This is a genomic window from Halorubellus litoreus, assembly GCF_055378595.1.
This window is the reverse complement of sequence record NZ_AP043836.1, coordinates 153,012-177,904: the sequence shown is the minus strand read 5'-3', so window position 1 is coordinate 177,904 and position 24,893 is coordinate 153,012. Positions and strand designations below refer to the sequence as shown.

Here is a 24,893-nt window from a genome sequence, read left to right as displayed (position 1 = left end):
TCGACGCCGACGCCACGGCTGCGGCGAACTGACGGGGTCAGTACCGCGAGAACAGGTCGAACTCGCTCGTCGGCACCGACGCCTCGAGGACGACTCGCCCGTCGCCGGCGCTGACGGCGACGTCGTCGTAGGGCTCGTAGTCGCGATAGGCGAACCGGCGCTCCTTGAACGTGTCCGGGTCGAGGTCGTCGCCGAGCCCGACCGCCCGATGCTCGGTCCGGTCCGCACCGACCGTGAACCCCTCGCCGACCGCCTTCAGTCCGATCTCGAGGTTGGTGCGGCGCGGCCAGAGTCGCGCGATGGTCTGCTCGCCGAGCGCGTCCACCAGCCGGTCCGCGCGCGAGAGCGCCGTGGTGCTCGTCTCGAGCGCGGCCTCCTCGCTGGCGGCGAGCATCTCGGCGTGGGCGGCGACGTCCTCGACCGGCGACGACTCGTCGCCACCGTACCGGTCCACGTTCGCGGCGACGCCGTCGCCGACGACCGTCACGCCGTTCTCGTCCGCGTGCCCGTAGAACCCCTCGACGCCGTCGACTGGCGCGTACGCGTCGCTCTCCGAGGCGGCGTCGGCCAACTCGTCCGCGTCCGCGAACGTGCTGACCCTCACGCTGCCGGGCATGAGGGTGAACGTCTGCCGGTGGATGGGGACGTCGAGCCCGGGGATGCGAAGCCCCGCGGCGTCGCGGATCCACTCCGGGAGGTCGCCCTCGAGGTCCCTGAACGCCGCGTGATTCCACGTCCGCACGGTTTTGAGCCGGTACCCGTCGGGGGCTGCCGCCGACGCGTCGACGTCGAACCAGCCGGGGTGTGCGACGGTCGACCGGTACTCGCCGCCGCCGCCGTCGCCGCCGCTCCCCGAACCGATCCCGCCGATGCTGGCGCACCCCGCGGTCGCGGTGGTCGCCATCGCTGCACCGAGCGCTGCCGTCGAACGCAGGACGTCGCGCCGCGTCGTCTCTTCCATACGAGAGGTTCGAACACGAACGCATAAATACTTGTTTTTCTGATAGTATCGATGTGCCGGTCCGACGCGTCCATCGCATGCCATCCCGACCCACCCCAGGACTGGATTGAACATGCTTATAAGGTGGGCCCAGCAACTCACCAGGTACACCCTACGCGGGGTTGATGATGCTCCTAGCCCCACAGGACGAGGGCCGTCCCGCACCCAGCCGGTCGGCCCAAGCGGACACCCGGTCCGCGAACGGCAGGGGAGCGCGAGCCCACGCGTAGACAAGGTGAACAACCATGCCAGTTTACGTCAACAAAGAAGTCCCAGCCGACCTCCAAGACGACGCCCTCGAGGCGCTCGAGGTCGCACGAGACACAGGTAGCGTAAAGAAAGGAACGAACGAGACGACCAAGGCCGTCGAGCGAGGGAACGCCTCCATCGTGTACGTGGCCGAGGACGTCCAGCCCGAGGAGATCGTCATGCACCTCCCCGAGCTCGCCGACGAGAAGGGTATCCCGGTCGTGTTCGTGGAGACCCAGGACGACGTCGGGCACGCCGCCGGCCTCGAGGTCGGCAGCGCTGCCGCAGCCGTCGTCGACGCCGGCGACGCCTCGGATCAGGTCGACGACATCGCCTCGAAGCTCGAGGACCTCTGATAGGCCATGAGCGCAGAAGAAACAGAGAGCGGCTCCACGCCCGCGGAAGTTATCGAGATCGTCGGCAAGACCGGCATGCACGGTGAAGCCATGCAGGTCAAGTGCCGCATCCGCGAAGGCGAGAATCAGGGTCGCATCATCACGCGAAACTGCCTCGGTCCGGTCCGCGAGGGCGACGTTCTCCAGTTGCGAGAGACCGCCCGCGAGGCCGACTCCATCGGAGGCCAATAATGCCCCAGACTCGAGCCTGTGACTACTGTGGGGACGACATCGAGCCCGGTACCGGGACGATGTTCGTTCGCACGGACGGTACGACGATTCACTACTGTAGCGCGAAGTGCGAGAAGAACGCCGACCTCGGCCGCGAACCCCGCGACCTGGAGTGGACGGACGAGGGTCGCGCGAACAAAGAGGTGTCCGAGGAATGACCGACCGCGAGCGGACGTTCGTGATGGTCAAGCCCGACGCGTTCGCGCGCGGGCTCGTCGGCACCGTCATCTCGCGTCTCGAGGACCGCGGCCTGAAGCTCGTCGGCATGAAGGTCGAGGTGCTCGACGAGGAGACGGCCCACGAGCACTACGCCGAGCACACGGACAAGCCGTTCTTCGACGACCTCGTCGACTTCATCACGTCGGGTCCGGTCGTCCCGATGGTGTGGGAGGGCGAGGACGCGACGCGGCAGGTCCGACAGATGATCGGTGCGACGGACCCGCTCGAAGCGGACGCGGGCACCATCCGCGGTGACTACGCGCTCGACCTCGGTCGGAACGTCGTGCACGCGGCGGACCACGAGGACGAGGGCGCGAACGAGCGCGAGATCTCGATCCACTTCGACGACGACGACCTCGTGTCCTACGAGGGACACGACGAGACCTGGCTGTACGAGTAACCAGCCGGTTCGCGCGCTTCTCACTCGATTCCACGACCCGATAGCGACGGGTGTGGTCGCTGTCTCTGCGAGTTGATTCGGTAGGGACGGGTGTGGTGGCGGTCGCGCGTTCGGTGTCAGTCGTCTGCGGGGGCGTCGACGCGCGTGCCGATGCGGCGGTCGAGGAAGTCCTCGAGGAGGCGGAACATCCGGAGTTTCTGGTCCTGGTCGCTGGAGGCGTGGCCTTCCTCGCCGAGTTCCTCGTACTCGTAGTCGCCGTCCTCGCCCGCGTCGTAGCCGGCGTCGTCGAGGGCGTCCCGGAAGATGCGTGCCTGGGAGACGGGGACGCGGCGGTCGTTGACGCCGTGGACGAGGAACATCGGGGCGTCGACGTTCTCGACGTACTCGACCGGGGAGCGTTCGCGGTAGAGGGCGGGGTTGTCCTCGGGCGTGCCGAGGTACTTCTCCATGAGTTCGGTCTTGAAGTGCGGCATCGTGTTCTCGTACATGTCCTCGAGGTCGGTGAGTCCGATCCAGGCGACGCTGGCGTCGTAGAGGTCGGGGTACTGGACGGCCTGCCAGTACGCGCTGTAGCCGCCGTAGCTCCCGCCGAAGACGACGACGTGGTCGTCGTCGAGCCAGTCGCGTTCGTCGAGGACGTGCTCGGCGGCGGTCGCGACGTCGCCCTGTTCGGCGCCGCCCCAGTCGTCGATGAGTTCCTCGACGAACTCGCGGCCGCGGCCCGTGCTCCCGCGGTAATTCACCTTCAGTACCGAGAAGCCCATCGACGCCAGGACTTGCGTGTAGAGGTCGAACGATTTGGTGTCGCGATGTCGGGGGCCGCCGTGGGGGTTGACGATGAGCGGCGACGGGCGTTCGCCGGAGTCGTAGAGGAGCGCGCCGATGTCGAAGGTCTCGTAGGGGTCGTGGGGGACCGCCTCCTGGGTGGTTTCGGGGATGCCGTCGGATTCGACGGTGAGGTACTCGGCGTCCGCGAAGTCGTCGGGCTCGAACGGGCCGTACTCTGGTTCGACGAGCGTCTCCGTCTCGCCGCTGTCGAGGTCGTACGCGAGCAGTTCCGACCGCGTCGTCGGAGTGGTGTGCGTGACGGTCACGCGGTCCGCGGCGATGCTGGCGTCGCCCGCCATCCCGAAGCCGGCGACGCCGTCGGGGAGGTCGAACTCCTCGCTCTCGCCGGTGTCGACGTCGTAGACGACCGGCATCGTGACGGCGTCGCGGTCGCGAGTCGCGACGATGCGCTCGCCGTCCTCCGTGAAGAACTGGCCGCTTTCCTCGAACTCGCCGCTACCGTACCACGTCACGTCGTCGGTGTCGAGGTCGTAGACGCCGACGCGGGCGAGGTCAGGGGTGTTGTCGGTGACGAGCAGTCGGTCGCCGTCCGGCCCCCAGTCGACGGGTGAGGCTTCCGCGCCGACGTCGCCGATCTCGAGGTTCCGGGCGTTCGATCCGTCGACGTCGTCGTCGGCCCCTGGCCGACTGCCCGTGGCGCTCTGCGCCACGCTGGCGACGTAGACGTCCTTGTTGTCGTAGTCGTCGGTCTCGTTCGTCGAGTACGCGATGCGGTCGCCGTCGGGGGAGAGCTCCGACCCCCAGACGGCGCGGTCGTAGTCGGTGAGCTTCGTGGTCTCGCCGCTCGCGAGGTCGTGCCGGTAGACGTTCATCTGGCCGTCGCGGGAGGACCCGACGAGGAGGGTCTCGCCGTCGTCGCCGATGTCGTGGAGCATCACCTGGCCGTCCATCTCGACGACGGGTTCCACGTCGCCGTCGCGCGTGATGCGGTGGACGTCGTTCTGTTCGTCGCCGTTCTCGTCGAGGTGGAAGTAGATGCTGTCGCCGTCGGCGGCCCACTCGACGAACCAGCGGGCGTTCCGCGGGACCTCGCCGTCGCTCCACTGCTCGCGGTCGCCGGTCTCCAGGTCGAGGACGTGGAGTTCGTTCCGGCCGGTGTCGTCGTAGTAGAACGCGACCTCGGTCCCGTCCGGGGAGACCGTCGGGTGCGCGAGCGTCGGCAGGCTGGCGAGTGCTTCGAGGACGTCCGTGTCTGCTGGCGCCTCCATGCGACAGTCGTGTCGTGTCACCCACATAAGGACTTGCAGAAGAATTCTTCAGTCCCACCGTCCTCGAGCGGTCGCCTCGAACGGGTGGCTTGCTCGGGAACGCCCTCGCCGGGGTGTGAAACTATTTGTGCGTGGCCTGTTCACGTCCACGTCATGGTTTCGGAGACGACGCGTCGCGCGCTGCTGTCCGCCGTGTTGGGCGCCGGCGTCGGAGGGATGGCGCTGACCGACGCACGCGAGTTCCTCGCGGACTTCGCACCGCTGTCCGGGTCGACGTGGGACGCCGACGGTCGCGAGGTCGACCGCGAGGTCGACTCGCCGTACGGGCCGGCGACGGTCCGCTACGACGACCACGGCGTCCCGCACGTGACCGCGAGCGACGAACGCGCGGCGTACTACGCGGTCGGGTACGTGCAGGCGAGCGACCGCCTCTTCGAGATGGACCTCCTCCGGCGCGTGATGCGCGGCGAGCTCTCGGCCGTGTTCGGCGACGTCGCCATCGACTCCGACCGGTTCAACCGCCAGATGGACTTCGCGCGCGCCGCCGAGGTGACGTGGGACGCCGCGAAGGACGGTCCTGCGGCACCTGCGAGCGAGGCGTTCGTCGACGGCGTGAACGCGTACCGCGAGGACGCCGGCCGCCCCGTCGAGTTCGAGCTCCTCGATTACGACGCGGACCCGTGGACGCCCGTGGACTCCATCCTCGCCCAGAAACAGATCTCGTGGGGGCTCACGGGGAGCTTCGCGACGCTCCGCCGTGCCGCGGTCGCGGACGCCTTCGACCGCGAGACCGCGGAGACGCTCTACCCGCTCCCCGACGCCGACAACCACGACGCGCCCATCCTCCGGCCGGGCGACCGCGAACCGAACCCGCCCGGCGGCGAGACCGCCGCCGCGAGCGCGGCGACTCGGGCCGCCACGGGCGCCGGGTCGGGCGACCCCGTCGACCCCGGCCTCGTCTCCTGGTTGGAGGCCTTCGAGTCCGAGGACGGCGTCGGCTCGAACTCGTGGGTCGTCTCGGGCGACTACACCGACTCGGGCGACCCCGTGGTCGCGAACGACCCGCACCTCGACCTGCGCGTCCCGCCGGTCTGGTACGAGCAGCACGTCGTCGTCGACGGCGAGCGCGACGTCCGCGGCGTCACGTTCCCCGGCGTGCCGTTCACGATAATCGGGCGGAACGACACGGGCGCGTGGGGGTTCACGAACGCCGGATACGACGTCATCGACTTCTACACGTACGACACCCGGAACGACGGGCGCGAGTACCGGTACGGCGACGAGTGGCGCGAGTTCGAGACGCGCGAGGAGACCATCCCGGTCGCCGACGGCGAGGACGAGACGGTCGAAGTGGCGAAGAGCGTCCACGGCGCGGTGCTCTCCCGCGGCAGCGGCGGCGATTCGCTGCCGGGAACGAGCGGGCGCGTCGGCGTCCAGTGGACGGGGCTGTCCGCGGCGCGCACCATCGAGTCCATCTACGACGTCGGGCGCTCGGAGGGCGTCGACGACGTGCTCGACGCGCTCCGGAAGTTCGACGAGCCGACGCAGAACTTCGTGTACGCCGACCGCGACGGCCGGACGCTCTACTACACGACCGGACGGGTCCCCATCCGTCGCACGGACGGTGACCCCGTTCCCGCGACCCGGCCGTTCGACGGCTCCGCAATGGAGGGCGAGTGGCGGGGGTTCGAGCCGTACGGCGAGACGGACTGGGCGAACGCGGACACCATCCCCTTCGAGGCGATGCCCCACAGCGTCGACCCGGGGTATCTCGCGACCGCGAACCAGCGCGTCACCGACGACCCGCCGGCGCACCTCTCGGAGGGGTATTCCTCGCCGTTCCGCGGCGCGCGCATCTACGAGCGCCTCGACGAACGCGCCGCGAGCGACGAGCCGATGACGGCGGAATTCCTCCGGGACGTCCAGTTGGACGCGGTCGACCGGCGCGTCGACCACCTGCGACCGCTCCTGGAGGACGCACGCGGCGACGTCTCCGGCGACGCGCGCGAGGAGCTCGACGCGATGCTGGCGTGGGACGGCGAGATGACCACCGACAGACGCGAACCGCTCGTGTTCGCGTTCTGGGCGCGCGAACTCGGCGAGCGCGCGTTCGCGGGCCGGTTCGAGAACGCCGACCTGGACGTCGGGACGCCCAACGACTGGGTGCTCGGGCGGCTCCCCGCGGACAGCGAGTGGTTCGTGCCCGAGGGCGCGAGCGACCCGGACCGCGGCGCGGTCGCGGCGGCCGCACTCCAGGACGCGCTCGACGCCATCGACGACGAGGGCTACGAGACGTACGGCGACTACAACCGCACCGCGCTCACGCATCCCTTCGAGCGCGAGTTCCTGAACTATCCCGCGTACCCGACCGACGGGTCGCCGACCGCAGTGAACAACTTCCGGCGGGAATCGATGGTCGGCTCCTCGTGGCGCCAGGTCGTCCCCGTCGGCGACGACGCACCCCCAGCGGAAGCGGTCCTCCCGGGCGGGAACGACGGCGACCCGCTGTCCGCGCACTACGCGGACCAGCTCGACGACTGGGCCGCCGGGCGGTTCCGCGAGTTCGGGCTGGACGCGCCCAGCGGCGTGGACGTGCGGTTCACTGCGGACGACGACGCTGGGAACAGCGTCGACGCCGGAGGTGACGACGCATGACGGACCTCGCGACGGAACTCGGCGCGACGCTGTCGAACCCGCGCCGCGTCGGCCTGACCGCGCTCGCCGTGGTGGTCGGCGTCGCGCTCGCGAGCGTCCACTGGCTCGGCCTCGTCGCCGGCGGCGCACTCGTTGCGCTCCCGCAGCGCTCGCTCCCGCGCGGCCTCCTCGCCGGCTTCCTCTTCGGTGGCGTCGTGCTCTCCGTGTTCCTCGTCGACCTCGCCGCCGCCGGCGCCGCCGGCGGCTTCCTTCGGTTCGGCCTGCTGCGGGACGTCGCCGTCGCGATGAGTCTCGGCCTCCCGACGTTCGGCGCGTTGGCGAGAGGACTGCGGTGAACGACGGTTGCAGTGCCGCCGAACTCGGCGCGCTCGCCCGCGGCCTGCGCTGACCGTCGACTCAGGCCGTCAGCGAAAAACCTATCAGAAACTATCGCGTTTCGGCGAGCATGATCGAGCGACGGGTGCGGGACGTCCGACGCGACGGACTCGTCATCGCTGTCGGACTCGTCGCGCTCGCGGCGGTCGTGGCGCTGGTACCCGCCGACGCTCCCGCACTCCATGTCCGCGCCCTCCGCGAGTTCCTGATCGGGATCACGCTCGGAACCACGCTCTCCGGCGTCTTCCGCGCGAAGCCCCGTCCGGCCGTCAGGTCGACGCTCGCACTGGGCGTCGGGTTCGCGCTCGCCGTCGTGGTCGACCTGGTCTGACCGGTGACGCCGCACGACCCCGCAGGCGCGAGACGCACTCCCATACTGGGGGAAGACACTTGCGCGACCCGTGCGCCAGCGACGGTATGACAGAGGACTATCGCGCGACGAACCGCGCGAACTGGGACGAGCGCGTCGCGGTCCATCCGGAGACCGACTACTACGACGTGGAAGGATTCCTCGCGGGTGACTCCAGTCTCTACCCGATGGAGCGCGAAGAGCTCGCGGACGTCGTCGACGCCGACACCACCCTCCTGCACCCGATGTGTCACTTCGGGCTGGACACGCTCTCGTGGGCCAGGGAGTGCCAGTCGGTCGTCGGCGTCGACTTCTCGCCCGCCGCCGTCGAGAAGGCGCGCGACCTCGCCGACCAGGCCGGCATCGAGAACGCCGAGTTCGTCGAAGGCGACGTCCTGGAACTCGCCCTCGACCGCGAGTTCGACGTCGTCTTCACGACGTTCGGCGTCCTCGGCTGGCTCGACGACGTCGACGCGCTCGCCGAAACCGTCGCCGCTCACCTCGCGCCAGGCGGCACGTACTACCTCGCGGACATCCACCCGTTCACCGAACCGTTCCACGACGTCGACGCCGACGGCTGCCAGTTCGGCGACTGGGGGTTCTCGTACTTCCACGACGACCCCATCCGCATCGACGCAGACGGCTCCTACGCCGACCCCGAGGAGTCGTTCGAGCACACCGAGACCGTCCAGTTCGTCCACACCATGGGCGACGTCGTCACCGCACTCTGCGACGCCGGCCTCGAAATCGAGTTCCTGCACGACCACGCGTGGGCGGACTTCCCGATGTACGACGGGATGGACCGCGACGACGACGGCCGCTGGTGGCTCCCCGACGACGTCCCCGTCGAGTTACCACTCACGTTCTCGCTGCGCGCGGAAAAACCAGCGTAGTCGACTCCGTTCGCGACGTCAGTCGTCCGCCTTCGCGGGCGCGGCGTCGACCGTGATCTCGCCGGCGTCGAGGTCGGCTTCGACCTCGCGGGCGGCGGTGACGAGGTTCGCCATCTTCTCGTACGCGACCTCGCGCGGCAGGAGCTTCAGCCCGCAGTCGGGGGACACGACGAGCTGCTCGGGCGGCACGACCTCCAGGCCTTTGCGGATGTTCGCCTTGATCTCCTCGACGGTCTCGACCTCCGCGACGTGCGCGTCCACGACGCCCAGTGCGAGGTCGGCGGTGAACGCCGGGTCCTTGAAGACGTCGAGCTGGTCGTAGTCGCCGTTACACAGCTCGAGGTCGAACTCGTCGACGGGGTACTCGAGGACCTCCGGGTAGATGCGCGAGTAGTCGCCGTAGCAGACGTGGAGGCCGACGCGGACGTCCTCCGGGATGTCCGCGACGATGTGCTCGAGGCACTCGCCGACGATGGCGTGGTCGTCCGGGGTCGTCGCGAGCGCCGGCTCGTCGATCTGGATGTAGCGCGCGCCGGCGTCGACGAGCTTCTGGATCTCCTCGTTCACGAGGTCCGCGAGGTCCACCGCGAGACTCTCGAGGTCGTCGTACGCCTCGTTGAAGCTCCAGTTCGCGAGCGTGTACGGGCCCGTGATGGGGACCTTCACCGGGCGGTCGGCGACGTCGGCGGTGAACTCGTACTCGTCGACGAGCCACGTCTCGTCGTACTCGACCTCCGAGACGACGCTCGGCTTGTCGAAGTAGTTGTGGCCCCAGACCTTCACCGGGCCGTTGAACTCGTAGCCGTCGATGCGGTGCGCGAAGAACTCCACCATCTCGTTACGCCGCATCTCGCCGTCGACGACGACGTCCAGGCCGGCGCGTTCGTGCTCCTTCGTGATGAGGCGGCTCGCGTCGTCCTTCGCTTCCTCCCAGGCGTCCTCGTCGAAGTCCGGGAGCTCCTCGGCGTGCTCGCCCTGGTGCTCGCGGGGTTTCGTGGTATCGCCGCCCTGGTAGAGTTCGCGAGCGCGGTCGAGCCACTTCGGCTTCGGGTAGCTCCCGACGACCGTCGTCAGGAGGAAGTGCTCGTTCTCGTGTCCGACCGGCCGGAACTGGTCCTTGCTGTTCGGAGCATCGTCGCTGGAATCGGTCGCGTCCGTCATGCTTCCACCTCCGCGAGCGAGACCGCTTCACCGAGCACGTCGAGCTTCGCCTCGTACTTCGCGTACGGCAGGTAGAACAGCTCGGTGTTCGTCGTCACGTACGTGGTGTCGAAGTCGGCGCTCACCGCTTGTTCGTGCACCCAGTCGACGCGGTCGCGGACGACCTCGGGGTCCTCGACGAGCGTGTTCTGGCCGTCGACGAGGCCGAGCGAGACGTCGTCGGTGGTGCCGTACTCGTTGATGTTGTAGAGGTTGTCCTCGTGGTTCGCGACGAAGTCGTACCCGATGGCGTCGACGTCGGCGTCCAGCAGGTGCGCGTGCGTCTTCTCGTCGAGTGCGCCCCAGTACGGCTGGACGACGACGGCCGCGTCGACGGCGTCCGCGACGGTCGTCACGGCCGATGCGAGGTCGTCCGCGACGTCGTCGTCGGGTGCGTTCTCGACGAGCGACGGTTCGAGGAGGTAGAGGGTCTCCACGTCCGGGAACGCGTCGGCTTCGCCGGCGAGGAACTCGCTGATGGCGGCGAGGAACTCGCGGTCGTCCTCGTAGTACTCGTCGGTCGCGAGGTCCGCGAGCGAGTACGGGCCCGGCAGGACTGCCTGTACGGGCTCGTCGGTGAGGGCGGCGGTCGCGTCGAGTTCGTCGGCGACGTCCCCGGAGAAGTCGAGTTCCTCGCTGACGACGGGCTCGCGGTAGAAGTTGTTGTTGTCGTAGTACCGGACGATGCCGCGGGTCTCGACGTCGTCGTGGACGGTGAGGGGGTGCGCGAGCATGTCGTCCCAGCGGAGCTGCCCGTCGACGACGCGGTCGAGGCCGGCGTCGACCTGCGCGTCGACGACCTCGCCGCGGGCGGTGGCGTAGGCGTCGCGGACGGCGTCGGCCTCGTCGCCGTCGACGAGGTCTTCCTTCTGGTGGCCTTTGAGGTCGGAGAGGTCGGATTTCGCCCAGTCCGGGAGCGGGAACAGCCCGGGTGTGGTGGCGACGAGTTCTGTCATGCGTGGTACCGCGTAGGAAATGCGGCTGTTTAATATTTACTGTACGGACAAATGAGCCACAGTAATCACGTTGCGTGTGGACGCGCCACGCACCCGACCTACGCCGGCAGGAGCTTCAGGACCGACAGCGTCTCGAACGGATACGACTCCTCGCGCATCGCCACCGCAGAGAACCCACACTCGCCCGCGAGTTCGACGACCTCGTCGACCCCGGTCAGACTGCTCACGAGCATCAACGCGTACCCGTCGGGGGCGAGCACGCGCGCCACCGACTCCACGAACGGGTCGACGACCGCGCGCCCGTCCTCCCCGCCCGTCAGCGCCGTCTCCATCCAGTCGTCCCGGGCCGCCGCCGCGTCCTCCGGCAGGTACGGCGGATTGAACAGCACGACGTCGAACGCGCCGTCCCGGAACGGCGCGACGAGGTCCGCACGCACCGCCTCGACGCCGCGCTCGCGAGCCTGCCGGGTCGCGTGCGGATTCAGGTCCGACGCCACCACGTCCGCACCCGTCTCCGTCGCGACCTGCTCGGCCACCCACCCCGACCCCGTCCCGACCTCCAGCACGCGGTCGCCCGACCCGACCTCGTCCTCGGCGACCGAAGCCAGCAACGCCGAATCCTCCGCCGGCTGATATACCTCCGTCTCCACGCCACGACGCTCCGCGAGGTCCATCATGACGACCCCTCCGCGTCGTCGGCCCCGTCGCGTTCGTCGGAGCCGCCGTCGGGCGCGTCGCGGTCGTCCGCGTCGTCTCCGTCATCGCCGAGGGACACGCGCCCCTTCGTGAACGTCATCCCGAGGTCGTCCCCGCCGATACCGAACCCGCTCTCGCGCTCGCTCGCCCCGGACCCGTCGGGCGTCGGCACGTCCTCGTCGGCCGGCTCCACGACCGCGTCCGGCTCCGGGTCCGCATCCACGCCGCCGTTCTCCACCGGCACCGACTCCGACGTCTCCGCGTGCCGGAACCCGCCCGTCTCCGCGCGCCCGGACAGCTCGCGCTGCGGGAACGGGATCTTCACGCCCGCCTCGTCGAACGCCGCCTTCACGGACTCGACGACCGCCGTCCGCGCCCGCCACTTCCGGCGCGCGCTCGGCTTGTCGATCCAGAACCGACACCCGAGCACGATCGCCGAATCACCGAACTCCTTGACGACCACCTGCGGCGTCGGCACCGACAGTATCGCGTCCAGGTCGTCCATCGCCTCTCCGGCAAGTTCCGTCGCCGTCGGCACGTCCGCGTCGTAGTCCACGCCAACCTCCACCTCGATGCGGAGTCGCCCCTTCCGCGAGCGATTCACGACCTCCTGGCCGCTCACGATGTCGTTCGGGATCATCACGTACTCGCCGTCGAACGTCTGCACGCGCGTGTTCACGATACTGATGTCCGTCACGATCCCCTCGTTGTCGCCGATCTCCACCCAGTCCCCGATCTCGAACGGCCGCGCGAACATCAACACGAACCCCGCCAGGACCGCGCCGAGCGTCTGGCGCGCCGCCATCCCGACCACGATACCCGCGAACCCCGCGCCGACGAGCACGCCCGTCAGGTTCACGTTCCAGAGGCCGAGGACGACCGATATCGCCGTCACCCAGAGAATTATCTGGAGGACGCGGTACGTGATCTCGACCTCGTGCTGGTCGAACGCCTGCCGGTTACTCACCCAGCCGTCGACCAGTCGACGCCCCGCCCGCGACAGCAGGTGGGTGACGAGGAGGATGACGACCGTCGCCGCCAGGTTCGGGCCGTTGATGAACTCCAGGCCGCGCGTCGCTCGCACAACGTCGTCCGCGAGCTGCCACACGCCCATCGACACGCCGATGGCCGTGACGAACGTCGTCCCGACGACGACGACCGTCACCACGTCCGCCGTGACGTCACTCAACCGCTCGCGGAGCCACGTCTGGACCTGCGTCGTCACCCAACCGATACCGGTGAGGACGCCGAGCGCGAGCCCAGTCACGAGCGTCCGCGTCAGCGCCGTGTCGAACACGCGCGACAGCTCGTTCAGCGACCGCGCGACCTCCATCGCGGTCGACGCGTCGGACTGTATCATTCCGCATCACGGCCGACGTCGGCCGCGAGCGCGGCGAGCGCAGCCAGCCGCTCGGGCGACACCTTCCCCGGCCGCATCCCCATCAGGTCCTCGTCGGCCGCGTCCACGACCGCCGACCCGTCGTCGAGCCCCGAGATGTGGACGGTGTTCCGGACCGCGTTCCGCATCGTCTTCCGGCGTTGCGTGAACACTGCCTTCACGAAGTCCAGGAAGAACTCCTCGTCGTCGACCTCGTACGCCGGGTCGCGTGGCGTCGCGCGAATGACCGCGCTCTCGACCGCCGGCTGCGGACTGAACGCCTCCTTCGGGACCGGCTCGACGATCTCCACGTCCGCGTAGTGCTGGGCCGAGACGGACAGCCGCCCGTAGTCGTCCGTTCCCGCGTCCGCGACCATCCGCTCCGCGAACTCCAACTGGAACATCAACACGAGCGGCTTCTTCAGGGGAAGCAGCCGGAACGCGATCTGGCTGGACACGCTATAGGGGAGGTTCGCGACGCACGCCGAGAACTCGGGGAGATCGACCTCCAACGCGTCGCCCTCGACAACGTCCAGGTCGCCCGCCGCGATCTCCTCCGCGAACTCCTCGCGGAGGAACGCCGCGAGCTCCGGGTCGCGCTCCACCGCCGTCACGTGCTCCGCTTCGGCGAGGAGTCGCGCGGTCAACGCACCGTTCCCAGCACCGATCTCGAGCACGTGCTCGCGGACGCCCTCGCCCTCGGGCAGGTACGACGGCAGCCGGTCGAGCACGCGGTCGTCAACGAGGAAGTGCTGGTCGTGGTTCGGGTCGCCACGCACGCCAGCACGAGACAGCAAGCCCTCAGGGTCTCTCATCGATTGCACTCGGCTAGTACGCGAGGCAGGGTAAACCCAGCGGGATGACTCTCGGGGCGACCGACCCCGGAGACGACTCACGCGACGCGACGCAGGCGCCCTCGCCGCGTCAGGCGTCCTCGTCGCGACCGACGAACGTCTTGTACTTCAGGTCGTCCTCGCGGACCTCCTCGAGGATGCGTTCGACGAGCACGCCCACGGGGTCGTGCAGGCCCTTCACGCGCTCCTCGAGGTCCTCGAAGCTCTCGAAGGGCTTGCGCTTGCGTTCGTCGAGGATCGTGTTCCGGAGCTTCTTCCCGATACCCGGCAGGAGGTTCAGCTGGTGGAGCCGGAGCGTGATCGGTTGCGCGTCGTTGTAGAACGCCACGAACCGGTCCTCCTTGGCCTCGACGAGCTCCTCGACGATGTACTCGAGCTCGGACTGCGCGCTCCCGGAGATGTCCTCGTACTCTACGGGATACACGCCGCGGATCTCGTCACCGGGCGGTTCGACGACGAGCTCGTCGTCCATCCCGACCTCCGGCGTCTCCTCGAAGACGACCTCCTTCAGCGTGAAGTCACGGACGTCGAGCGCGTACGCCATCGGCCGAGAGCCGTGCCGACCGTCCGAACGCCCGTTCGGGAAGATGTCGAGGACGACTGCGACCCGCTCTTCGGCGGTTGAATCACTCATGATAGTAGCAGTTACGACGACGACGTATTTAAAAGATGGCGGCAGGGACTCAGACGTACTTCGCGAGAACGTTCAGGATCTCGTCAAGTTCGTCGCCGTCGAGCGTGTACCGCTCCTTCGCGAACACCGACCGCAGCTCCGTGCGGTCCTCCGGCAGGAGGTTCGCGATCTTGTACGCCGTCGCCTCGTCGACCTTCTCCAGCTCCTGGAGCTCCTCGACGAGCTCGACCGACTCCTCGGGGTCGAGCACCGTGAACCGATTCACGTGCTCGATGGCGCGCGCGAGCTCGTAGCGCATCTCGCGGTCCTCGTCGAGCGCGCGGTCGGCCTCCACCTCGTCGAGCAGTTCCTTCGTCTCCGCGAACGTCAGGAACTCCTCGTCGAGCTTCTCCTTGAATATCGTCATCCTACTGCTGGGCCTTCAGGTGCGCGGCCGCGGCGATGACCGTCTTCTCTTTGCCACCGTCGTTGATGAGGACCTTGAACGCGGCGCCTTGCTTGCCCTCGACCTCGCCCGTGAGGCCGTTGAAACGCGGGTGGAAGCGACCGTCGGCGACCGACGGGTCGATCTTCAGGTGGACCTTCTGGCCCGTCTCGAACTCCTGGATCGCGCGCTGGGGCGGGGACGTGCCGCGCTCTCGGGGGTGGTTCTTCAGCTTGTTCCGGGTCTTCTTGCGGGGTCCGTGCGAGTTCGGCATAGTCGTACACCCCAGTTCCGCCGTCGTCGTTATAAAACGCACGTTCCTCGCCCGCTGGGCGCCCGCGGTCCGTTGCGCACGTGACCTCCGAACGACGCCGGTGACCGCATTGTCACCCAACCCGCTGTCTTTTTACCCTCCGAGCGAGAAGGGCAGGATACCACAACGCCCGCGGGTAAGTGCTTCGCTCGGAGTCGGGCTCGCCGCCGGCCGGTTTCGCGGCCGTAGACGAGTGAAGCATAGCGGGTTGCACGCCGACGTGCTGCAAGACGCCGGGGCCCCTGCAATCGGACAACCGCGGGTATTTGCATACACGGAGCCGTCCTCGGGGGCGGCCGACAGCGCTCGCCGCCGCGGCGGACTTTCAGTGCGTTAGCTATGGAAATCGAAATCGCCACAATCGGCGGCTACGAGGAAGTTGGCCGCCAGATGACCGCAGTACGAGCCGGGAACGACGTCGTCATCTTCGACATGGGCCTGAACCTGTCGAAGGTCCTCATCCACGACAACGTCGAGACCGAGAAGATGCACAGTCTCGACCTCATCGACATGGGTGCCATCCCGGACGACCGCATCATGTCCGAGATCGAAGGTGACGTGCAGGCGATCGTCCCGACGCACGGCCACCTCGACCACATCGGCGCCATCAGCAAGCTCGCGCACCGCTACAACGCGCCGATTGTCGCGACGCCGTTCACGAACGCGCTCGTCAAACAGCAGATCGAGGGCGAGCAGAAGTTCGGCGTCGAGAACGACCTCGTTGAGATGGAGGCGGGTGAGACGATGAGTATCGGCGATAGCGGGCAGGTCGAGCTCGAGTTCGTGAACGTCACGCACTCCATCATCGACGCCATCAACCCCGTGCTGCACACGCCGGAAGGCGCTATCGTGTACGGCCTGGACAAGCGGATGGACCACACGCCGGTCATCGGCGACCCCATCGACATGAAGCGCTTCCGCGAGATCGGTCGCGAGGGCGTGCTGTGTTACATCGAGGACTGTACGAACGCGAACAAGAAGGGCCGGAACCCGAGCGAGGCGACCGCGCGCCGTCACCTCAAGGACGTCATGTACTCCATCGAGGACTACGACGGCGGTATCGTCGCGACGACGTTCTCCTCCCACATCGCTCGCGTCAAGAGCCTCGTCGAGTTCGCGAAGGACATCGGGCGTCAGCCCGTCCTCCTCGGTCGCTCCATGGAGAAGTACTCGGGGACCGCGGAGCGCCTCGGGTTCGTCGACTTCCCGGACGACGTCGGGATGTTCGGGCACCGCAAGAGCGTGGACCGGACGTTCAAGCGAGTGATGAACGAGGGGAAGGGCGACTACCTCCCCATCGTCACGGGCCATCAGGGCGAGCCGCGCGCGATGCTGACGCGGATGGCTCGCGGCGAGACGCCGTACGAGCTGGACGACGGTGACAAGGTCATCTTCAGTGCGCGAGTCATCCCGGAGCCGACGAACGAAGGCCAGCGCTATCAGGCCGAGCAGCTCCTGGGGATGCAGGGCGCGCGCATCTACGACGACATCCACGTCTCCGGCCACCTGAACCAGGAGGGTCACTACGCGATGCTGCAGGCACTCCAGCCCCAGCACGTCATCCCGGCGCACCAGGACATGAGCGGGTTCTCGGGGTACGTGAACCTCGCAGAGAATCAGGGGTACAAGGTCGGTCGTGACCTGCACGTTACGCGGAACGGGAACCTCATCCAGCTCGTGGAATGATGACAGACCCGAGTACGCGGGAGGAAGCGGTGCTATCGGCGGTGGAAGCGCGCCGAGAGCACGTGAACGCCGCCATCCCGGAGGAGCTTCCGGTGAAGCGGCCGGAGCGACTCTACGAGGCGTCGCGGTACCTGCTGGACGCGGGCGGGAAGCGGTTGCGGCCGACGGTCCTGCTCGCGGTCGGTGAGGCGCTCACGGACGTCGACGGCCTGAGCGAGGACGTCGATTATCGAGCGTTCGAGGACCTGACCGGGGAGCCGGTGGACTTGATGGCGGCGGCGGTGAGCGTGGAGGTCATCCAGTCGTTCACGCTCATCCACGACGACATCATGGACGACGACGAGCTCCGTCGTGGGGTGCCGGCGGTCCACGAGAAGTTCGGGCTCGACACCGCGATCCTCGCTGGCGACACGCTGTACTCGAAGGCGTTCGAGATCCTCCTCGAGACGGGTGCGCCCGCGGAACGGTCGGTGGATGCGCTCCACATGCTCGCGTCGACGTGCACGAAGATCTGCGAGGGCCAGAGTCTCGACGTCGCGTTCGAGCAGCGCGGTGACGTGGTGCCCGAGGAGTACATGGAGATGATCGAGCACAAGACGGCGGTCCTCTACGCGGCGTCGGCGGCGATGGCGGGTATCGTCCTCGGCGCGGACGAGGAGACCGTCGACGCGCTGTACGGGTACGGGCTCGACGTCGGGCGCGCGTTCCAGATCCAGGACGACGTCCTGGACCTGACGGTTCCGAGCGAGAAGCTCGGGAAGCAGCGCGGCTCTGACCTCGTGGAGAACAAGCAGACGCTCATCACGGTGCACGCGCGCCGACACGGCGTGGACGTGGATTCGCTCGTCGAGACCGACGACGTCGAGGCGGTGACGGAGGCGGAGATCGACGACGCGGTCGAGCGCCTGCACGAGGCCGGGAGCATCGAGTACGCGAACCAGACGGCGCGCGACCTCGTCGAGCAGGGGAAGGACCGCCTGCAGCGCCTGCCGGAGAACGACGCGCGGCGGTTGCTGGAGGACCTCGCGGACTACCTCATCGAGCGCGAGTACTGACCCGCTCGACTGCATGCCGACTCCGTTTCGCGTTCTCGCGGAGCGACCCCGGGCTCGGTTTCGCGTTCCGTTTCGAGCCGTGAGTCGAGCGTCGATTCTCTCGGCGGTGCTTTTTGTATCGACGTGGTAGCTGGGGGTATGCCAGGGGACGAGACGACCACGGGTGACGGACGACCGGACGGGGACGCTGCCGAGAGCGGCGACGTCGACGCGGCCGACGGCGAGGGCGGCGGGTTCGACGTGTCTCGCCGGAAGGTACTGGTCGGCGGCGTCGGGTTGTTCGTCGGTGCGGGCGTCGGCGCGAGCGCGACGTTCGCGACGACCGGCTCGGACCAGATACGGAAGCGGACGCCGAACAGCGACGGGAAGGGGACGCTCGGTGAACTCCGGTGGATCCTCGAGGAGAAGCACGCGCTCTCGGTGACGAGCATGGTCCGGGACGACGACACGGTGCGGTTGGCGTACGAGTCGTCGGCGTCGTCGCGCGGCGAGTCGCGCCGCGAGATCGGCGCCGTCATCTCCGCGTACGGCCTCATCGTCGCGAACGACGGGCCGACGGCGAAGCTCTCCGCGGACATCGCTCGCGCGTTCGAGGAGCAGGCGACGAGCTATCACGTGCAGGCGACGTGGGTGAAGAAGTGGCGGTCGGGCGACCTCTCGGACGCGGGCGTCGCACAGCGCGTGTTCAACACGCGTCGGTTCCCCGAGGGCGTGGGCTCGAACTGACGCTGGCTCGAATCGGGTCGGCGGACCGGTGACGCGCGCTGGCCGGTCGGGCGCGCGGTCGGCGGCGGGACATCGGGGCGGTTTTTACGCGGCCGGGAGTACGTCGCGGTAATGGACGAGGCACTTCGAGCGCGCGTGGAGGAGGCTGCAGAGACGGCCGCGTTGTTCAACGCGGTCAAGCACGAGAGCGACGCGGCGGTCGGTGCGGTGATGGGGCCGTTGATGGGTGAGAACCCCGAGTTCCGCGAGCACTCGGACGAGGTCCCTGGCGTCGTCGGTGGCGTCGTCGGGCGCGTGAACGACATGAGTCACGAGGAGCGCGCCGAGCGCTTGCAGGAGCTCGCGCCCGAGCGCTACGAGGAGCTGATGGCCGAGGACGAGAGCGAGGACGCGCCGCTCCCGGACCTGCCGAACGTCGAGGAGTACGACGAGGTCCGGATGCGGTGTGCGCCGAACCCGAACGGTCCCTGGCACCTCGGGAGCGCGCGGATGCCTGCGGTCATCGGGACGTACAAGGAGATGTACGACGGGTGGATGCTGGTGCGGTTCGACGACACGGACCCGGAGACCAAGCGCCCGGACCTGTCGGCGTACGACGAGATCCTCGAGGCGGTCGAGTACCTCGGGTTCGAACCGGACGAGGTCCTGAAGGCGAGCGACCGCGTGGAGACGTACTACGAGCACGCTCGCGACCTCATCGACGCCGGTGGCGCGTACACGTGCTCGTGTAGCGGCGAGGACTTCTCGGAGTTGAAGAACGCGGGCGAGGCGTGCCCGCATCGCGACAAGGACGCGGAGACGACGCGCGAGGAGTTCGCGGCGATGGTCGATGGCGAGTACAGCGCGGGCGAGATGACGCTGCGCGTGAAGACCGACATCGACCACAAGAACCCGGCGCTCCGGGACTGGGTGGCGTTCCGGATGGTGGACACGCCGCATCCGCGCGAGGAAGCAGCGGAGTACCGGTGCTGGCCGATGCTTGACTTCCAGAGCGGCGTCGACGACCACCTCACGGGGGTCACGCACATCGTTCGCGGTATCGACCTCCAGGATTCGGCGAAGCGCCAGCGGTTCCTCTACGAGTACTTCGACTGGGAGTACCCGGAGGTCGTGCACTGGGGGCACGTCCAGATCGACGCGTACGACGTGAAGATGAGTACGAGCACGATCAAGGAGCTCGTCGCCGAGGGCGAACTCGACGGGTGGGACGACCCGCGTGCGCCGACGGTCGCGAGCGTTCGCCGCCGCGGCATCCGCGGGGAGGCGCTCGTGGACGCGATGCTGGAACTCGGGATGTCCACGAGCGACGTGGACCTCGCGATGTCGAGCGTGTACGCGAAGAACCGCGAGTACGTCGACGAGACGGCGACGCGGCGGTTCCTCGTCCGCGACCCCGTGGAGGTCCCCATCGAGGGCGACGGGCCGGGGAGCGCGCACCCGCCCCTGCACCCGGACTTCGAGGACCGCGGCGACCGCGACATCCCCGTCGGCGACGCGCTCGTCCTCGAACCGGGTGACGTCCCGGACGCCGGCGACCGCGTCTGGCTGAAGGGCCTCGGTTGCGTCGAGTCCACCGGCGACGCGCTCGCGTTCACGGACGACGACCTGTCGGTCGTCACCGACGGCGACGTCGACGTCGTGCACTGGGCGCCCGCCGACGGCGTCTCGGTCCGCATGCGGACGATGGACGGCGACGAGCACGGCATCGCGGAACCCGGGGTGGTCGACCACGACGTCGACGACGTCGTCCAGTTCGAGCGCGTCGGCTACGCAAGAGTCGACGACCTGGACTTCGAGGGCGACGCGGACGTGCAGACGTACTTCGCGCACCCCTGACGACTACCGGTACTGGTTCTTTCAGGCGTGCTTCGTGACGCTCGCGGGGTCGAGGAAGCGGAGCGCGCCGTCGGTCGCCGGGTCGAGTCGCCAGTCGTCGCCGTCGCGCGCGAGCGCGCCGACGACGGCGACCTGTCGGTCGACGGGGACGACGGTGACGCGGTACGTGCGGTGGGTGCGACCGGGGAGGATTCCGCCGGAGAGGACGCGAGCGGCGCGCGACCGGTCGGTGTCGAGCGCGCTCAGGACGTCGGCGGTCGACGCGGGGACGTCGTCGGCGTCGTGGAGGACGCGCCGGTGCGTGCTGCGCGCGTCGTCGACGACCGGTGAATGTGGTGTCGGCGGGTCGACGTGGACGGTCTCGCCGTCGACGTCGAGGTGGAACGGGGCGACCGCGCGGACGGTCGTGACGTGCCCGAACGGACTGGCGACGCGGACGGCGAACGCGACCGCGTCGACGTCCACGAACGGGGCGTCGAGCGGACTTTCGGTCGTGGGCGTGCCGACGACGGCGACCGGAGCGGCCGTGGTTTCGTCGGTCGCGGGTCCGTCGGTCGTCGTGGTACCGTCGGCGGTCGACGCGAGTTCCGCTGTCGTCGAGACGGGGCGCGTCGGCTGGACGGTCGGCGGGGAGCGGTCGCCGAGCGCGAACACGCCGACGAGGACGAGGGCGACGGTGGCGACGGCGGCGAGCGCGAGCGCGTTCCCGGCGAGGAACTCGACGAACGTCGTCATCTCGCGCCCTCGATGCCGTCGGTGGTCGTCCAGCACGGGGCCTCGGTACGGTCGATAGTCGTCATACGAGGAGTGCGAGCGCGAACGTCGCGAGCATCCCGAACGCGAGCACGACCTGCACGACGACGCTCCCGAGCGCGCCGAGCGTCGAGTAGACCGCAGCGCGGGTCGCGTGCTCGGCGTTCTCGCGGTACGCTTCGACGAGGAAGACGGTGCCGGCGAGGCCGACGATGAGGCCGACCGGGCCGACGGCGAAGAACGCGACGAACCCGACGACCCCGCCGAGGATGCTCGCCGTCCACGACGCGCCGCCGTACTTCGCGGCGAGCGTGCCGGCGAGCCAGTCCGCGACGACCGCGACCACGCCGACGAGGACGAGCGCGGCGAGCACGACGGTGCTGACGCCGGTGCCGCCGCCGAACGCGTACGCGAGGACGCCAGCGAGACTCACGAGCGGACCCGGGACCGACGGGATGGCGCTCCCGACCACGCCGAGCGCGAGGAGGGCGAGCGCGACGACCGTCAGGACGTCCAGACCGAGGAGCATGCGTGCTGGTAGCGCGAGCGCGCCGAAGAACGTTCCGGTGGCTGTCGTGCTTCCGGTGGCTGTCGTGCTTCCGGTGGCTGTCCTGCCCCGGCGGCCGCTCGGCGTTCTCAGTCCGCGAAGCGCTCGCGTTCGCGGCGGGCGTCCGCGTCGCCGTACGCGTCGACGAGCGGCTGGACGGCGTCGCCGAGCGCTCGCATGCAGGCGCCCGGCGAGACGTAGTCGAGCGAGTCGGCGACTGCGGGCCACGGTCGCGCCTGGAGGACGCGTTCGACGAGCAGGCGCTCCTCGCGGGCGTCGAGCGCGCCGGCGCTGTCGTCGGGGTCGACGAGGTGCTTCACGGCGAGGTCGCGGAACGGCCCGGGTGCGACGTCGAACAATCCGGGGCCGTATGACGCGCCGACGACCGTCCGCCACGCCGCCGCCGAGAGGTCGACGTCGACGTCGGCGTCGCACGCCCGCAGCGTCGCCCGGACGACGTCGGGGTCGCAGTCCGCGAGCGCGTCCGACAGCACGCCCGGGACGCGCTCGGCGAACCACTCTGCGTGCCGGTCGTGGAGCGCACGGCCCGCGTCGCTCGTCGGGTCGAGGACGATCGCGGAGTACTCGCCGCTCGCGTCGTTCCGCGTCGTCGACAGGTGGACGCTCCCGTAGCCGTTCTCGCGCCAGAAGTCGACGAGTTCGGGCGTGGCACCGAACCCGGAGCCGAGCCAGTCGACGTCGTCGCCGACCTCCGCGCGGATTTCCGCGAGGAGGTGCGAGGCGAGGCCGCCCCTGCGGACGGCGTGATGGGTGGCGATGCGGACGACGCGGTACCCGACGGTCTCGGCGGCGCGTTCGTCCCGCAGTTGGCTCGTGAGGACGTCCGGGAGCATGTTCCCCTTCACGCGACCGCCTTCGTACATGCTGGCGCGACGGTCAGCGGACAGGTCGCCTTCGCGGGCGAGGAGCGCGACGCACGCGACGTGGCCGTCGTGGATGAGCGCTCGCACGGAGAGGTTCGGCGCGTCCAGCAAGCGCGCGAGGTCGTCGGGCTCGGTCCGGTAGTGCGCGAGCACGAGCGACCCGAAGACCTCCCGGAGCAGGTGCTCGTCCGCGAGGAGCGCGTCGGCGTCGAGCTCGCGGTACGCGACCGACGCCGGGGTCGCGTCGGCGACGAGCGAGTCCACGGGCGGTCGGGCGTCGAGCAGGAGCGCGCGGAACGCCCACACCTCCACGGGGTCGCCCGCCGCGTACCGGATGGGCGTCACGAGCTTCGACTCGACGACGGCGTGCGCGCCGTCGTCGAGGCGGCCGCGGAACCGGACGTCGAACCCGCGGCCCGTGCCCTCGTAGCCGTGGACGGTCGTCGCGTACGCCACGCGGTCCGCGTCGAGCGTCGCTTCCAACCGGCGGACCGGTATCGTCGCCGCCTCGTCCACGACGAGCACGTCCCCGTCGGTCGGGTCGTCGACGACGTCCGCGAGGGACGCGAACCGGACGCGTCCGCCCGCATCGGCATCCGTGGACACGCCGGGGTCGGCGGCTCGCAGGTCGTACTCGCCCGCGTGCTCACCGGCGGCGTCGAGCGCGTCGAGGAGTTCGCGAGCGCGCTCGAAGACCTCGCGGCTCCCGCGGCGCTCGCTCGCGGTCACCACCACGTCGTCGCCACGTGCCGCGAGCGCGCCCGCGGCGAGGCCAGCGGCGCTGGACTTCCCGCGCCCCCGGTCGGCCGACACCACGACCGCCGAGTCGTCGTCGAGCAACGCCTCCAGGGCCCCGACCGCCTCCGCCTGGTCGGCGGTCCGGCACGCCTCGTACGCCGCCGCCGGGTATCGCGGGTCCGCTGGCGCCGACGGCTCGGGCGTCGGCTTCGCTGGCGGCGGATTCGTTCGCCCGTCGGAGACGAGACGGCCGCCGTCGCTGTCTCCCTGTTCAGTCGGGTCGTCGACGTCGACGACGCTCACGCCCCGGTGCGCTCGCGCGAGCGCGACCAGCCGCCGCCTGAAGTGCCCGGTGACCTCGTCGAGCGAGAACGGCGGGACCGCCATGCCCTCGTCGAACCCGTCGCGGACGTCCGGCCAGGCGTCCACGTCCGGCGCGAGGACGACGAGGAGGCCGCCGCCGTCGACGACGCCGACGACGCGCCCGAGCGCGTTCGGCCGGCACTCCGCGTGACAGTCGAGGACGACTACCTCGCGCGTACTTCCCAGCAGTTCGCCGGCGCGACGCACTCCGACGTGCTCGCCCGCGAGGAAGTCCTCCGGGCCGACGACCGTCGTCTCGCTCACGCCCACCGACAGCGCGTCCACCGCGTCGTGCGCTCGCTCCCGCGTCGCCGCAGGGCCGCCGGCGAGTACGAGCACGCGACGCTCGTTCGCCCGCTGGGCCTCCGCGTGCAGCGCCCTCGCGTACTCGCCCACCTCGACGTGCGAGCCCGCGCCGTCCGCTCCGTCCGTCCCGTCCGCGTTCATACTCGGACGGTCGACGCGCCGGCAGAAACAGGTGTCCATTCCCGAGTCCGGGTGACGAGACGCCTGCATGGCAGCTCCGCCCGAACGAATAAGTAACGGGTTGACATAATCGGGACGATGCACTCCTCGGGTAACACCTTCGCGAACGCGGTCGTCGGCGCGGTCGTCGCACTCGTCCTCGTCGTCGTCCCGTTCTCGCCGGCGGTCGGCGGCGGGGCCGCCGGCTACCTCCAGCGCGGGCGAGTCCGCGACGGCGCGACCGCCGGCACCGTCACCGGCCTCATCGTCGCGTTCCCCCTGTTCGTCGGCGTCGCACTCCTGGCACCAGTGTTCGTGTTCGCACCCGCCGGCGTCCCCTCCATCCCGATGAATCCCGTCGCGTTCGTGGTGCTCGCACTGACCGCGACGGTCGCGTACGCGATCGGGAGCGCCGCGGTCGGCGGCGCCGTCGGCGCGTACCTCGCCGCGGTCCGACACCACGACGCGGACGCGTCGACGACGACGGCATCGACCATGGACGAACTCGAATCGCAGTCGGGGACCGAATCGGGACGCGACCCAGCCCCGAGCGAGGACTGAG

At 69.3% G+C, this 24,893-nt stretch carries 26 protein-coding genes; 13 read left to right on the top strand and 13 right to left on the bottom strand.

What is annotated here, in order from left to right:
* Positions 1–37 precede the first annotated feature (37 nt).
* Positions 38–961 (bottom strand): hypothetical protein, encoded by a 924-nt coding sequence (locus ACZ48X_RS05235; protein ID WP_336350154.1) that lies wholly within the window; start codon positions 959–961, stop codon positions 38–40.
* A gap of 284 nt (positions 962–1,245) precedes the next feature.
* On the opposite strand from ACZ48X_RS05235, the gene rpl7ae reads away from it, so the two are divergent.
* The 4 genes from rpl7ae to ndk are packed head-to-tail and all read left to right on the top strand — an operon-like array spanning position 1,246 to position 2,494.
* Entirely contained in the window at positions 1,246–1,605 is a 360-nt protein-coding gene (gene rpl7ae, locus ACZ48X_RS05230) for a 50S ribosomal protein L7Ae (RefSeq protein ID WP_227131261.1), read from the top strand.
* A 6-nt stretch (positions 1,606–1,611) separates the two neighbouring features.
* Entirely contained in the window at positions 1,612–1,836 is a 225-nt protein-coding gene (locus ACZ48X_RS05225; RefSeq protein ID WP_166036990.1) for a 30S ribosomal protein S28e, read from the top strand.
* Positions 1,836–2,033, top strand: a complete 198-nt coding sequence (locus tag ACZ48X_RS05220) for a 50S ribosomal protein L24e (protein ID WP_336350155.1) — start codon at positions 1,836–1,838, stop codon at positions 2,031–2,033. The genes ACZ48X_RS05225 and ACZ48X_RS05220 overlap by 1 nt, the downstream gene beginning before the upstream one ends.
* Positions 2,030–2,494 (top strand): nucleoside-diphosphate kinase, encoded by a 465-nt coding sequence (gene ndk / locus ACZ48X_RS05215; RefSeq protein ID WP_336350156.1) that lies wholly within the window; start codon positions 2,030–2,032, stop codon positions 2,492–2,494. The genes ACZ48X_RS05220 and ndk overlap by 4 nt, the downstream gene beginning before the upstream one ends.
* A 116-nt stretch (positions 2,495–2,610) precedes the next feature.
* On the opposite strand, the gene ACZ48X_RS05210 is transcribed toward ndk, so the two are convergent.
* Positions 2,611–4,551, bottom strand: a complete 1,941-nt coding sequence (locus ACZ48X_RS05210) for a S9 family peptidase (protein WP_336350157.1) — start codon at positions 4,549–4,551, stop codon at positions 2,611–2,613.
* Positions 4,552–4,704: 153 nt separating this feature from the next.
* On the opposite strand from ACZ48X_RS05210, the gene ACZ48X_RS05205 reads away from it, so the two are divergent.
* From ACZ48X_RS05205 to ACZ48X_RS05190, 4 genes are all read left to right on the top strand, one after another.
* A complete protein-coding gene (locus ACZ48X_RS05205) occupies positions 4,705–7,206 on the top strand; it encodes a penicillin acylase family protein (protein WP_336350158.1) in 2,502 nt (833 codons plus the stop codon).
* Positions 7,203–7,541 (top strand): hypothetical protein, encoded by a 339-nt coding sequence (locus ACZ48X_RS05200; protein ID WP_336350159.1) that lies wholly within the window; start codon positions 7,203–7,205, stop codon positions 7,539–7,541. The genes ACZ48X_RS05205 and ACZ48X_RS05200 overlap by 4 nt, the downstream gene beginning before the upstream one ends.
* Before the next feature lie 110 nt (positions 7,542–7,651).
* Complete coding sequence (locus ACZ48X_RS05195) at positions 7,652–7,912, top strand: hypothetical protein (protein ID WP_336350160.1); 261 nt, start codon at positions 7,652–7,654, stop codon at positions 7,910–7,912.
* A gap of 86 nt (positions 7,913–7,998) precedes the next feature.
* Positions 7,999–8,823: a class I SAM-dependent methyltransferase gene (locus tag ACZ48X_RS05190; protein WP_336350161.1), complete on the top strand. Its 825-nt coding sequence runs from the start codon at positions 7,999–8,001 to the stop codon at positions 8,821–8,823.
* A gap of 18 nt (positions 8,824–8,841) precedes the next feature.
* Here the strand turns inward: ACZ48X_RS05190 and ACZ48X_RS05185 are convergent, their stop codons facing one another.
* The 8 genes from ACZ48X_RS05185 to ACZ48X_RS05150 all read right to left on the bottom strand — a co-directional run bounded on the left by ACZ48X_RS05185 (position 8,842) and on the right by ACZ48X_RS05150 (position 15,239).
* Complete coding sequence (locus ACZ48X_RS05185) at positions 8,842–9,984, bottom strand: methionine synthase (protein WP_336350162.1); 1,143 nt, start codon at positions 9,982–9,984, stop codon at positions 8,842–8,844.
* Entirely contained in the window at positions 9,981–10,979 is a 999-nt protein-coding gene (locus tag ACZ48X_RS05180) for a 5-methyltetrahydropteroyltriglutamate--homocysteine methyltransferase (protein WP_336350163.1), read from the bottom strand. Before ACZ48X_RS05180 ends, ACZ48X_RS05185 begins: the two co-directional genes overlap by 4 nt.
* Before the next feature lie 98 nt (positions 10,980–11,077).
* Positions 11,078–11,653 carry a HemK2/MTQ2 family protein methyltransferase gene (locus ACZ48X_RS05175; protein ID WP_379762528.1) on the bottom strand — a complete coding sequence of 192 codons (576 nt, stop codon included), beginning with the start codon at positions 11,651–11,653 and terminating at the stop codon, positions 11,078–11,080.
* Complete coding sequence (locus ACZ48X_RS05170; RefSeq protein WP_336350165.1) at positions 11,653–13,035, bottom strand: mechanosensitive ion channel family protein; 1,383 nt, start codon at positions 13,033–13,035, stop codon at positions 11,653–11,655. Before ACZ48X_RS05170 ends, ACZ48X_RS05175 begins: the two co-directional genes overlap by 1 nt.
* Entirely contained in the window at positions 13,032–13,868 is an 837-nt protein-coding gene (locus ACZ48X_RS05165) for a 16S ribosomal RNA methyltransferase A (RefSeq protein ID WP_336350166.1), read from the bottom strand. Before ACZ48X_RS05165 ends, ACZ48X_RS05170 begins: the two co-directional genes overlap by 4 nt.
* A 109-nt stretch (positions 13,869–13,977) precedes the next feature.
* A complete protein-coding gene (locus tag ACZ48X_RS05160; protein ID WP_336350167.1) occupies positions 13,978–14,541 on the bottom strand; it encodes a DUF655 domain-containing protein in 564 nt (187 codons plus the stop codon).
* Positions 14,542–14,590: 49 nt separating this feature from the next.
* On the bottom strand, positions 14,591–14,947 hold the full coding sequence (locus tag ACZ48X_RS05155; protein WP_336350168.1) for an RNA polymerase Rpb4 family protein: 357 nt from the start codon (positions 14,945–14,947) through the stop codon (positions 14,591–14,593).
* Between the two features lies 1 nt (position 14,948).
* A complete protein-coding gene (locus ACZ48X_RS05150) occupies positions 14,949–15,239 on the bottom strand; it encodes a 50S ribosomal protein L21e (RefSeq protein WP_336350169.1) in 291 nt (96 codons plus the stop codon).
* Between the two features lie 378 nt (positions 15,240–15,617).
* Here ACZ48X_RS05150 and ACZ48X_RS05145 point away from each other — a divergent pair, with 378 nt between their 5' ends.
* The 4 genes from ACZ48X_RS05145 (at position 15,618) to ACZ48X_RS05130 (ending at position 20,581) form a co-directional block, all read left to right on the top strand.
* A complete protein-coding gene (locus tag ACZ48X_RS05145) occupies positions 15,618–16,964 on the top strand; it encodes a ribonuclease J (RefSeq protein WP_336350170.1) in 1,347 nt (448 codons plus the stop codon).
* Positions 16,964–18,019: a geranylfarnesyl diphosphate synthase gene (gene idsA3, locus ACZ48X_RS05140; RefSeq protein ID WP_336350171.1), complete on the top strand. Its 1,056-nt coding sequence runs from the start codon at positions 16,964–16,966 to the stop codon at positions 18,017–18,019. The genes ACZ48X_RS05145 and idsA3 overlap by 1 nt, the downstream gene beginning before the upstream one ends.
* Positions 18,020–18,157: 138 nt before the next feature.
* Positions 18,158–18,745, top strand: coding sequence for a DUF8159 domain-containing protein (locus ACZ48X_RS05135; protein ID WP_336350172.1), 588 nt, complete (start codon positions 18,158–18,160; stop codon positions 18,743–18,745).
* A 111-nt stretch (positions 18,746–18,856) separates the two neighbouring features.
* Positions 18,857–20,581, top strand: a complete 1,725-nt coding sequence (locus ACZ48X_RS05130) for a glutamate--tRNA ligase (protein WP_336350173.1) — start codon at positions 18,857–18,859, stop codon at positions 20,579–20,581.
* 21 nt (positions 20,582–20,602) lie between these two features.
* On the opposite strand, the gene ACZ48X_RS05125 is transcribed toward ACZ48X_RS05130, so the two are convergent.
* The 3 genes from ACZ48X_RS05125 to tmcA form a co-directional block, all read right to left on the bottom strand.
* Positions 20,603–21,316: a hypothetical protein gene (locus ACZ48X_RS05125; protein ID WP_336350174.1), complete on the bottom strand. Its 714-nt coding sequence runs from the start codon at positions 21,314–21,316 to the stop codon at positions 20,603–20,605.
* 61 nt (positions 21,317–21,377) lie between these two features.
* Positions 21,378–21,863 (bottom strand): DUF456 domain-containing protein, encoded by a 486-nt coding sequence (locus ACZ48X_RS05120; RefSeq protein ID WP_336350175.1) that lies wholly within the window; start codon positions 21,861–21,863, stop codon positions 21,378–21,380.
* Between the two features lie 107 nt (positions 21,864–21,970).
* On the bottom strand, positions 21,971–24,313 hold the full coding sequence (tmcA, locus tag ACZ48X_RS05115) for a tRNA(Met) cytidine acetyltransferase TmcA (protein WP_336350176.1): 2,343 nt from the start codon (positions 24,311–24,313) through the stop codon (positions 21,971–21,973).
* Between the two features lie 117 nt (positions 24,314–24,430).
* Here tmcA and ACZ48X_RS05110 point away from each other — a divergent pair, with 117 nt between their 5' ends.
* A complete protein-coding gene (locus tag ACZ48X_RS05110) occupies positions 24,431–24,892 on the top strand; it encodes a DUF5518 domain-containing protein (RefSeq protein WP_336350177.1) in 462 nt (153 codons plus the stop codon).
* The last annotated feature ends 1 nt before the right edge of the window (position 24,893 follow it).

Excerpts from the sequence above, each read along its gene's own strand:
- ACZ48X_RS05175 (WP_379762528.1), bottom strand. The coding sequence starts at position 11,653 with ATGGACCTCGCGGAGCGTCGTGGCGTGGAGACGGAGGTATATCAGCCG.
- ACZ48X_RS05130 (WP_336350173.1), top strand. The coding sequence starts at position 18,857 with ATGGACGAGGCACTTCGAGCGCGCGTGGAGGAGGCTGCAGAGACGGCC.
- ACZ48X_RS05200 (WP_336350159.1), top strand. The coding sequence starts at position 7,203 with ATGACGGACCTCGCGACGGAACTCGGCGCGACGCTGTCGAACCCGCGC.
- ACZ48X_RS05150 (WP_336350169.1), bottom strand. The coding sequence starts at position 15,239 with ATGCCGAACTCGCACGGACCCCGCAAGAAGACCCGGAACAAGCTGAAG.
- ACZ48X_RS05235 (WP_336350154.1), bottom strand. The coding sequence starts at position 961 with ATGGAAGAGACGACGCGGCGCGACGTCCTGCGTTCGACGGCAGCGCTC.
- ACZ48X_RS05225 (WP_166036990.1), top strand. The coding sequence starts at position 1,612 with ATGAGCGCAGAAGAAACAGAGAGCGGCTCCACGCCCGCGGAAGTTATC.
- ACZ48X_RS05220 (WP_336350155.1), top strand. The coding sequence starts at position 1,836 with ATGCCCCAGACTCGAGCCTGTGACTACTGTGGGGACGACATCGAGCCC.
- ACZ48X_RS05120 (WP_336350175.1), bottom strand. The coding sequence starts at position 21,863 with ATGCTCCTCGGTCTGGACGTCCTGACGGTCGTCGCGCTCGCCCTCCTC.
- ACZ48X_RS05165 (WP_336350166.1), bottom strand. The coding sequence starts at position 13,868 with ATGAGAGACCCTGAGGGCTTGCTGTCTCGTGCTGGCGTGCGTGGCGAC.
- ndk (WP_336350156.1), top strand. The coding sequence starts at position 2,030 with ATGACCGACCGCGAGCGGACGTTCGTGATGGTCAAGCCCGACGCGTTC.
- rpl7ae (WP_227131261.1), top strand. The coding sequence starts at position 1,246 with ATGCCAGTTTACGTCAACAAAGAAGTCCCAGCCGACCTCCAAGACGAC.
- ACZ48X_RS05185 (WP_336350162.1), bottom strand. The coding sequence starts at position 9,984 with ATGACGGACGCGACCGATTCCAGCGACGATGCTCCGAACAGCAAGGAC.
- ACZ48X_RS05180 (WP_336350163.1), bottom strand. The coding sequence starts at position 10,979 with ATGACAGAACTCGTCGCCACCACACCCGGGCTGTTCCCGCTCCCGGAC.
- ACZ48X_RS05210 (WP_336350157.1), bottom strand. The coding sequence starts at position 4,551 with ATGGAGGCGCCAGCAGACACGGACGTCCTCGAAGCACTCGCCAGCCTG.
- ACZ48X_RS05160 (WP_336350167.1), bottom strand. The coding sequence starts at position 14,541 with ATGAGTGATTCAACCGCCGAAGAGCGGGTCGCAGTCGTCCTCGACATC.
- ACZ48X_RS05135 (WP_336350172.1), top strand. The coding sequence starts at position 18,158 with ATGCCAGGGGACGAGACGACCACGGGTGACGGACGACCGGACGGGGAC.
- ACZ48X_RS05195 (WP_336350160.1), top strand. The coding sequence starts at position 7,652 with ATGATCGAGCGACGGGTGCGGGACGTCCGACGCGACGGACTCGTCATC.
- ACZ48X_RS05170 (WP_336350165.1), bottom strand. The coding sequence starts at position 13,035 with ATGATACAGTCCGACGCGTCGACCGCGATGGAGGTCGCGCGGTCGCTG.
- tmcA (WP_336350176.1), bottom strand. The coding sequence starts at position 24,313 with ATGAACGCGGACGGGACGGACGGAGCGGACGGCGCGGGCTCGCACGTC.
- ACZ48X_RS05145 (WP_336350170.1), top strand. The coding sequence starts at position 15,618 with ATGGAAATCGAAATCGCCACAATCGGCGGCTACGAGGAAGTTGGCCGC.
- ACZ48X_RS05190 (WP_336350161.1), top strand. The coding sequence starts at position 7,999 with ATGACAGAGGACTATCGCGCGACGAACCGCGCGAACTGGGACGAGCGC.
- idsA3 (WP_336350171.1), top strand. The coding sequence starts at position 16,964 with ATGACAGACCCGAGTACGCGGGAGGAAGCGGTGCTATCGGCGGTGGAA.
- ACZ48X_RS05155 (WP_336350168.1), bottom strand. The coding sequence starts at position 14,947 with ATGACGATATTCAAGGAGAAGCTCGACGAGGAGTTCCTGACGTTCGCG.
- ACZ48X_RS05125 (WP_336350174.1), bottom strand. The coding sequence starts at position 21,316 with ATGACGACGTTCGTCGAGTTCCTCGCCGGGAACGCGCTCGCGCTCGCC.
- ACZ48X_RS05205 (WP_336350158.1), top strand. The coding sequence starts at position 4,705 with ATGGTTTCGGAGACGACGCGTCGCGCGCTGCTGTCCGCCGTGTTGGGC.
- ACZ48X_RS05110 (WP_336350177.1), top strand. The coding sequence starts at position 24,431 with ATGCACTCCTCGGGTAACACCTTCGCGAACGCGGTCGTCGGCGCGGTC.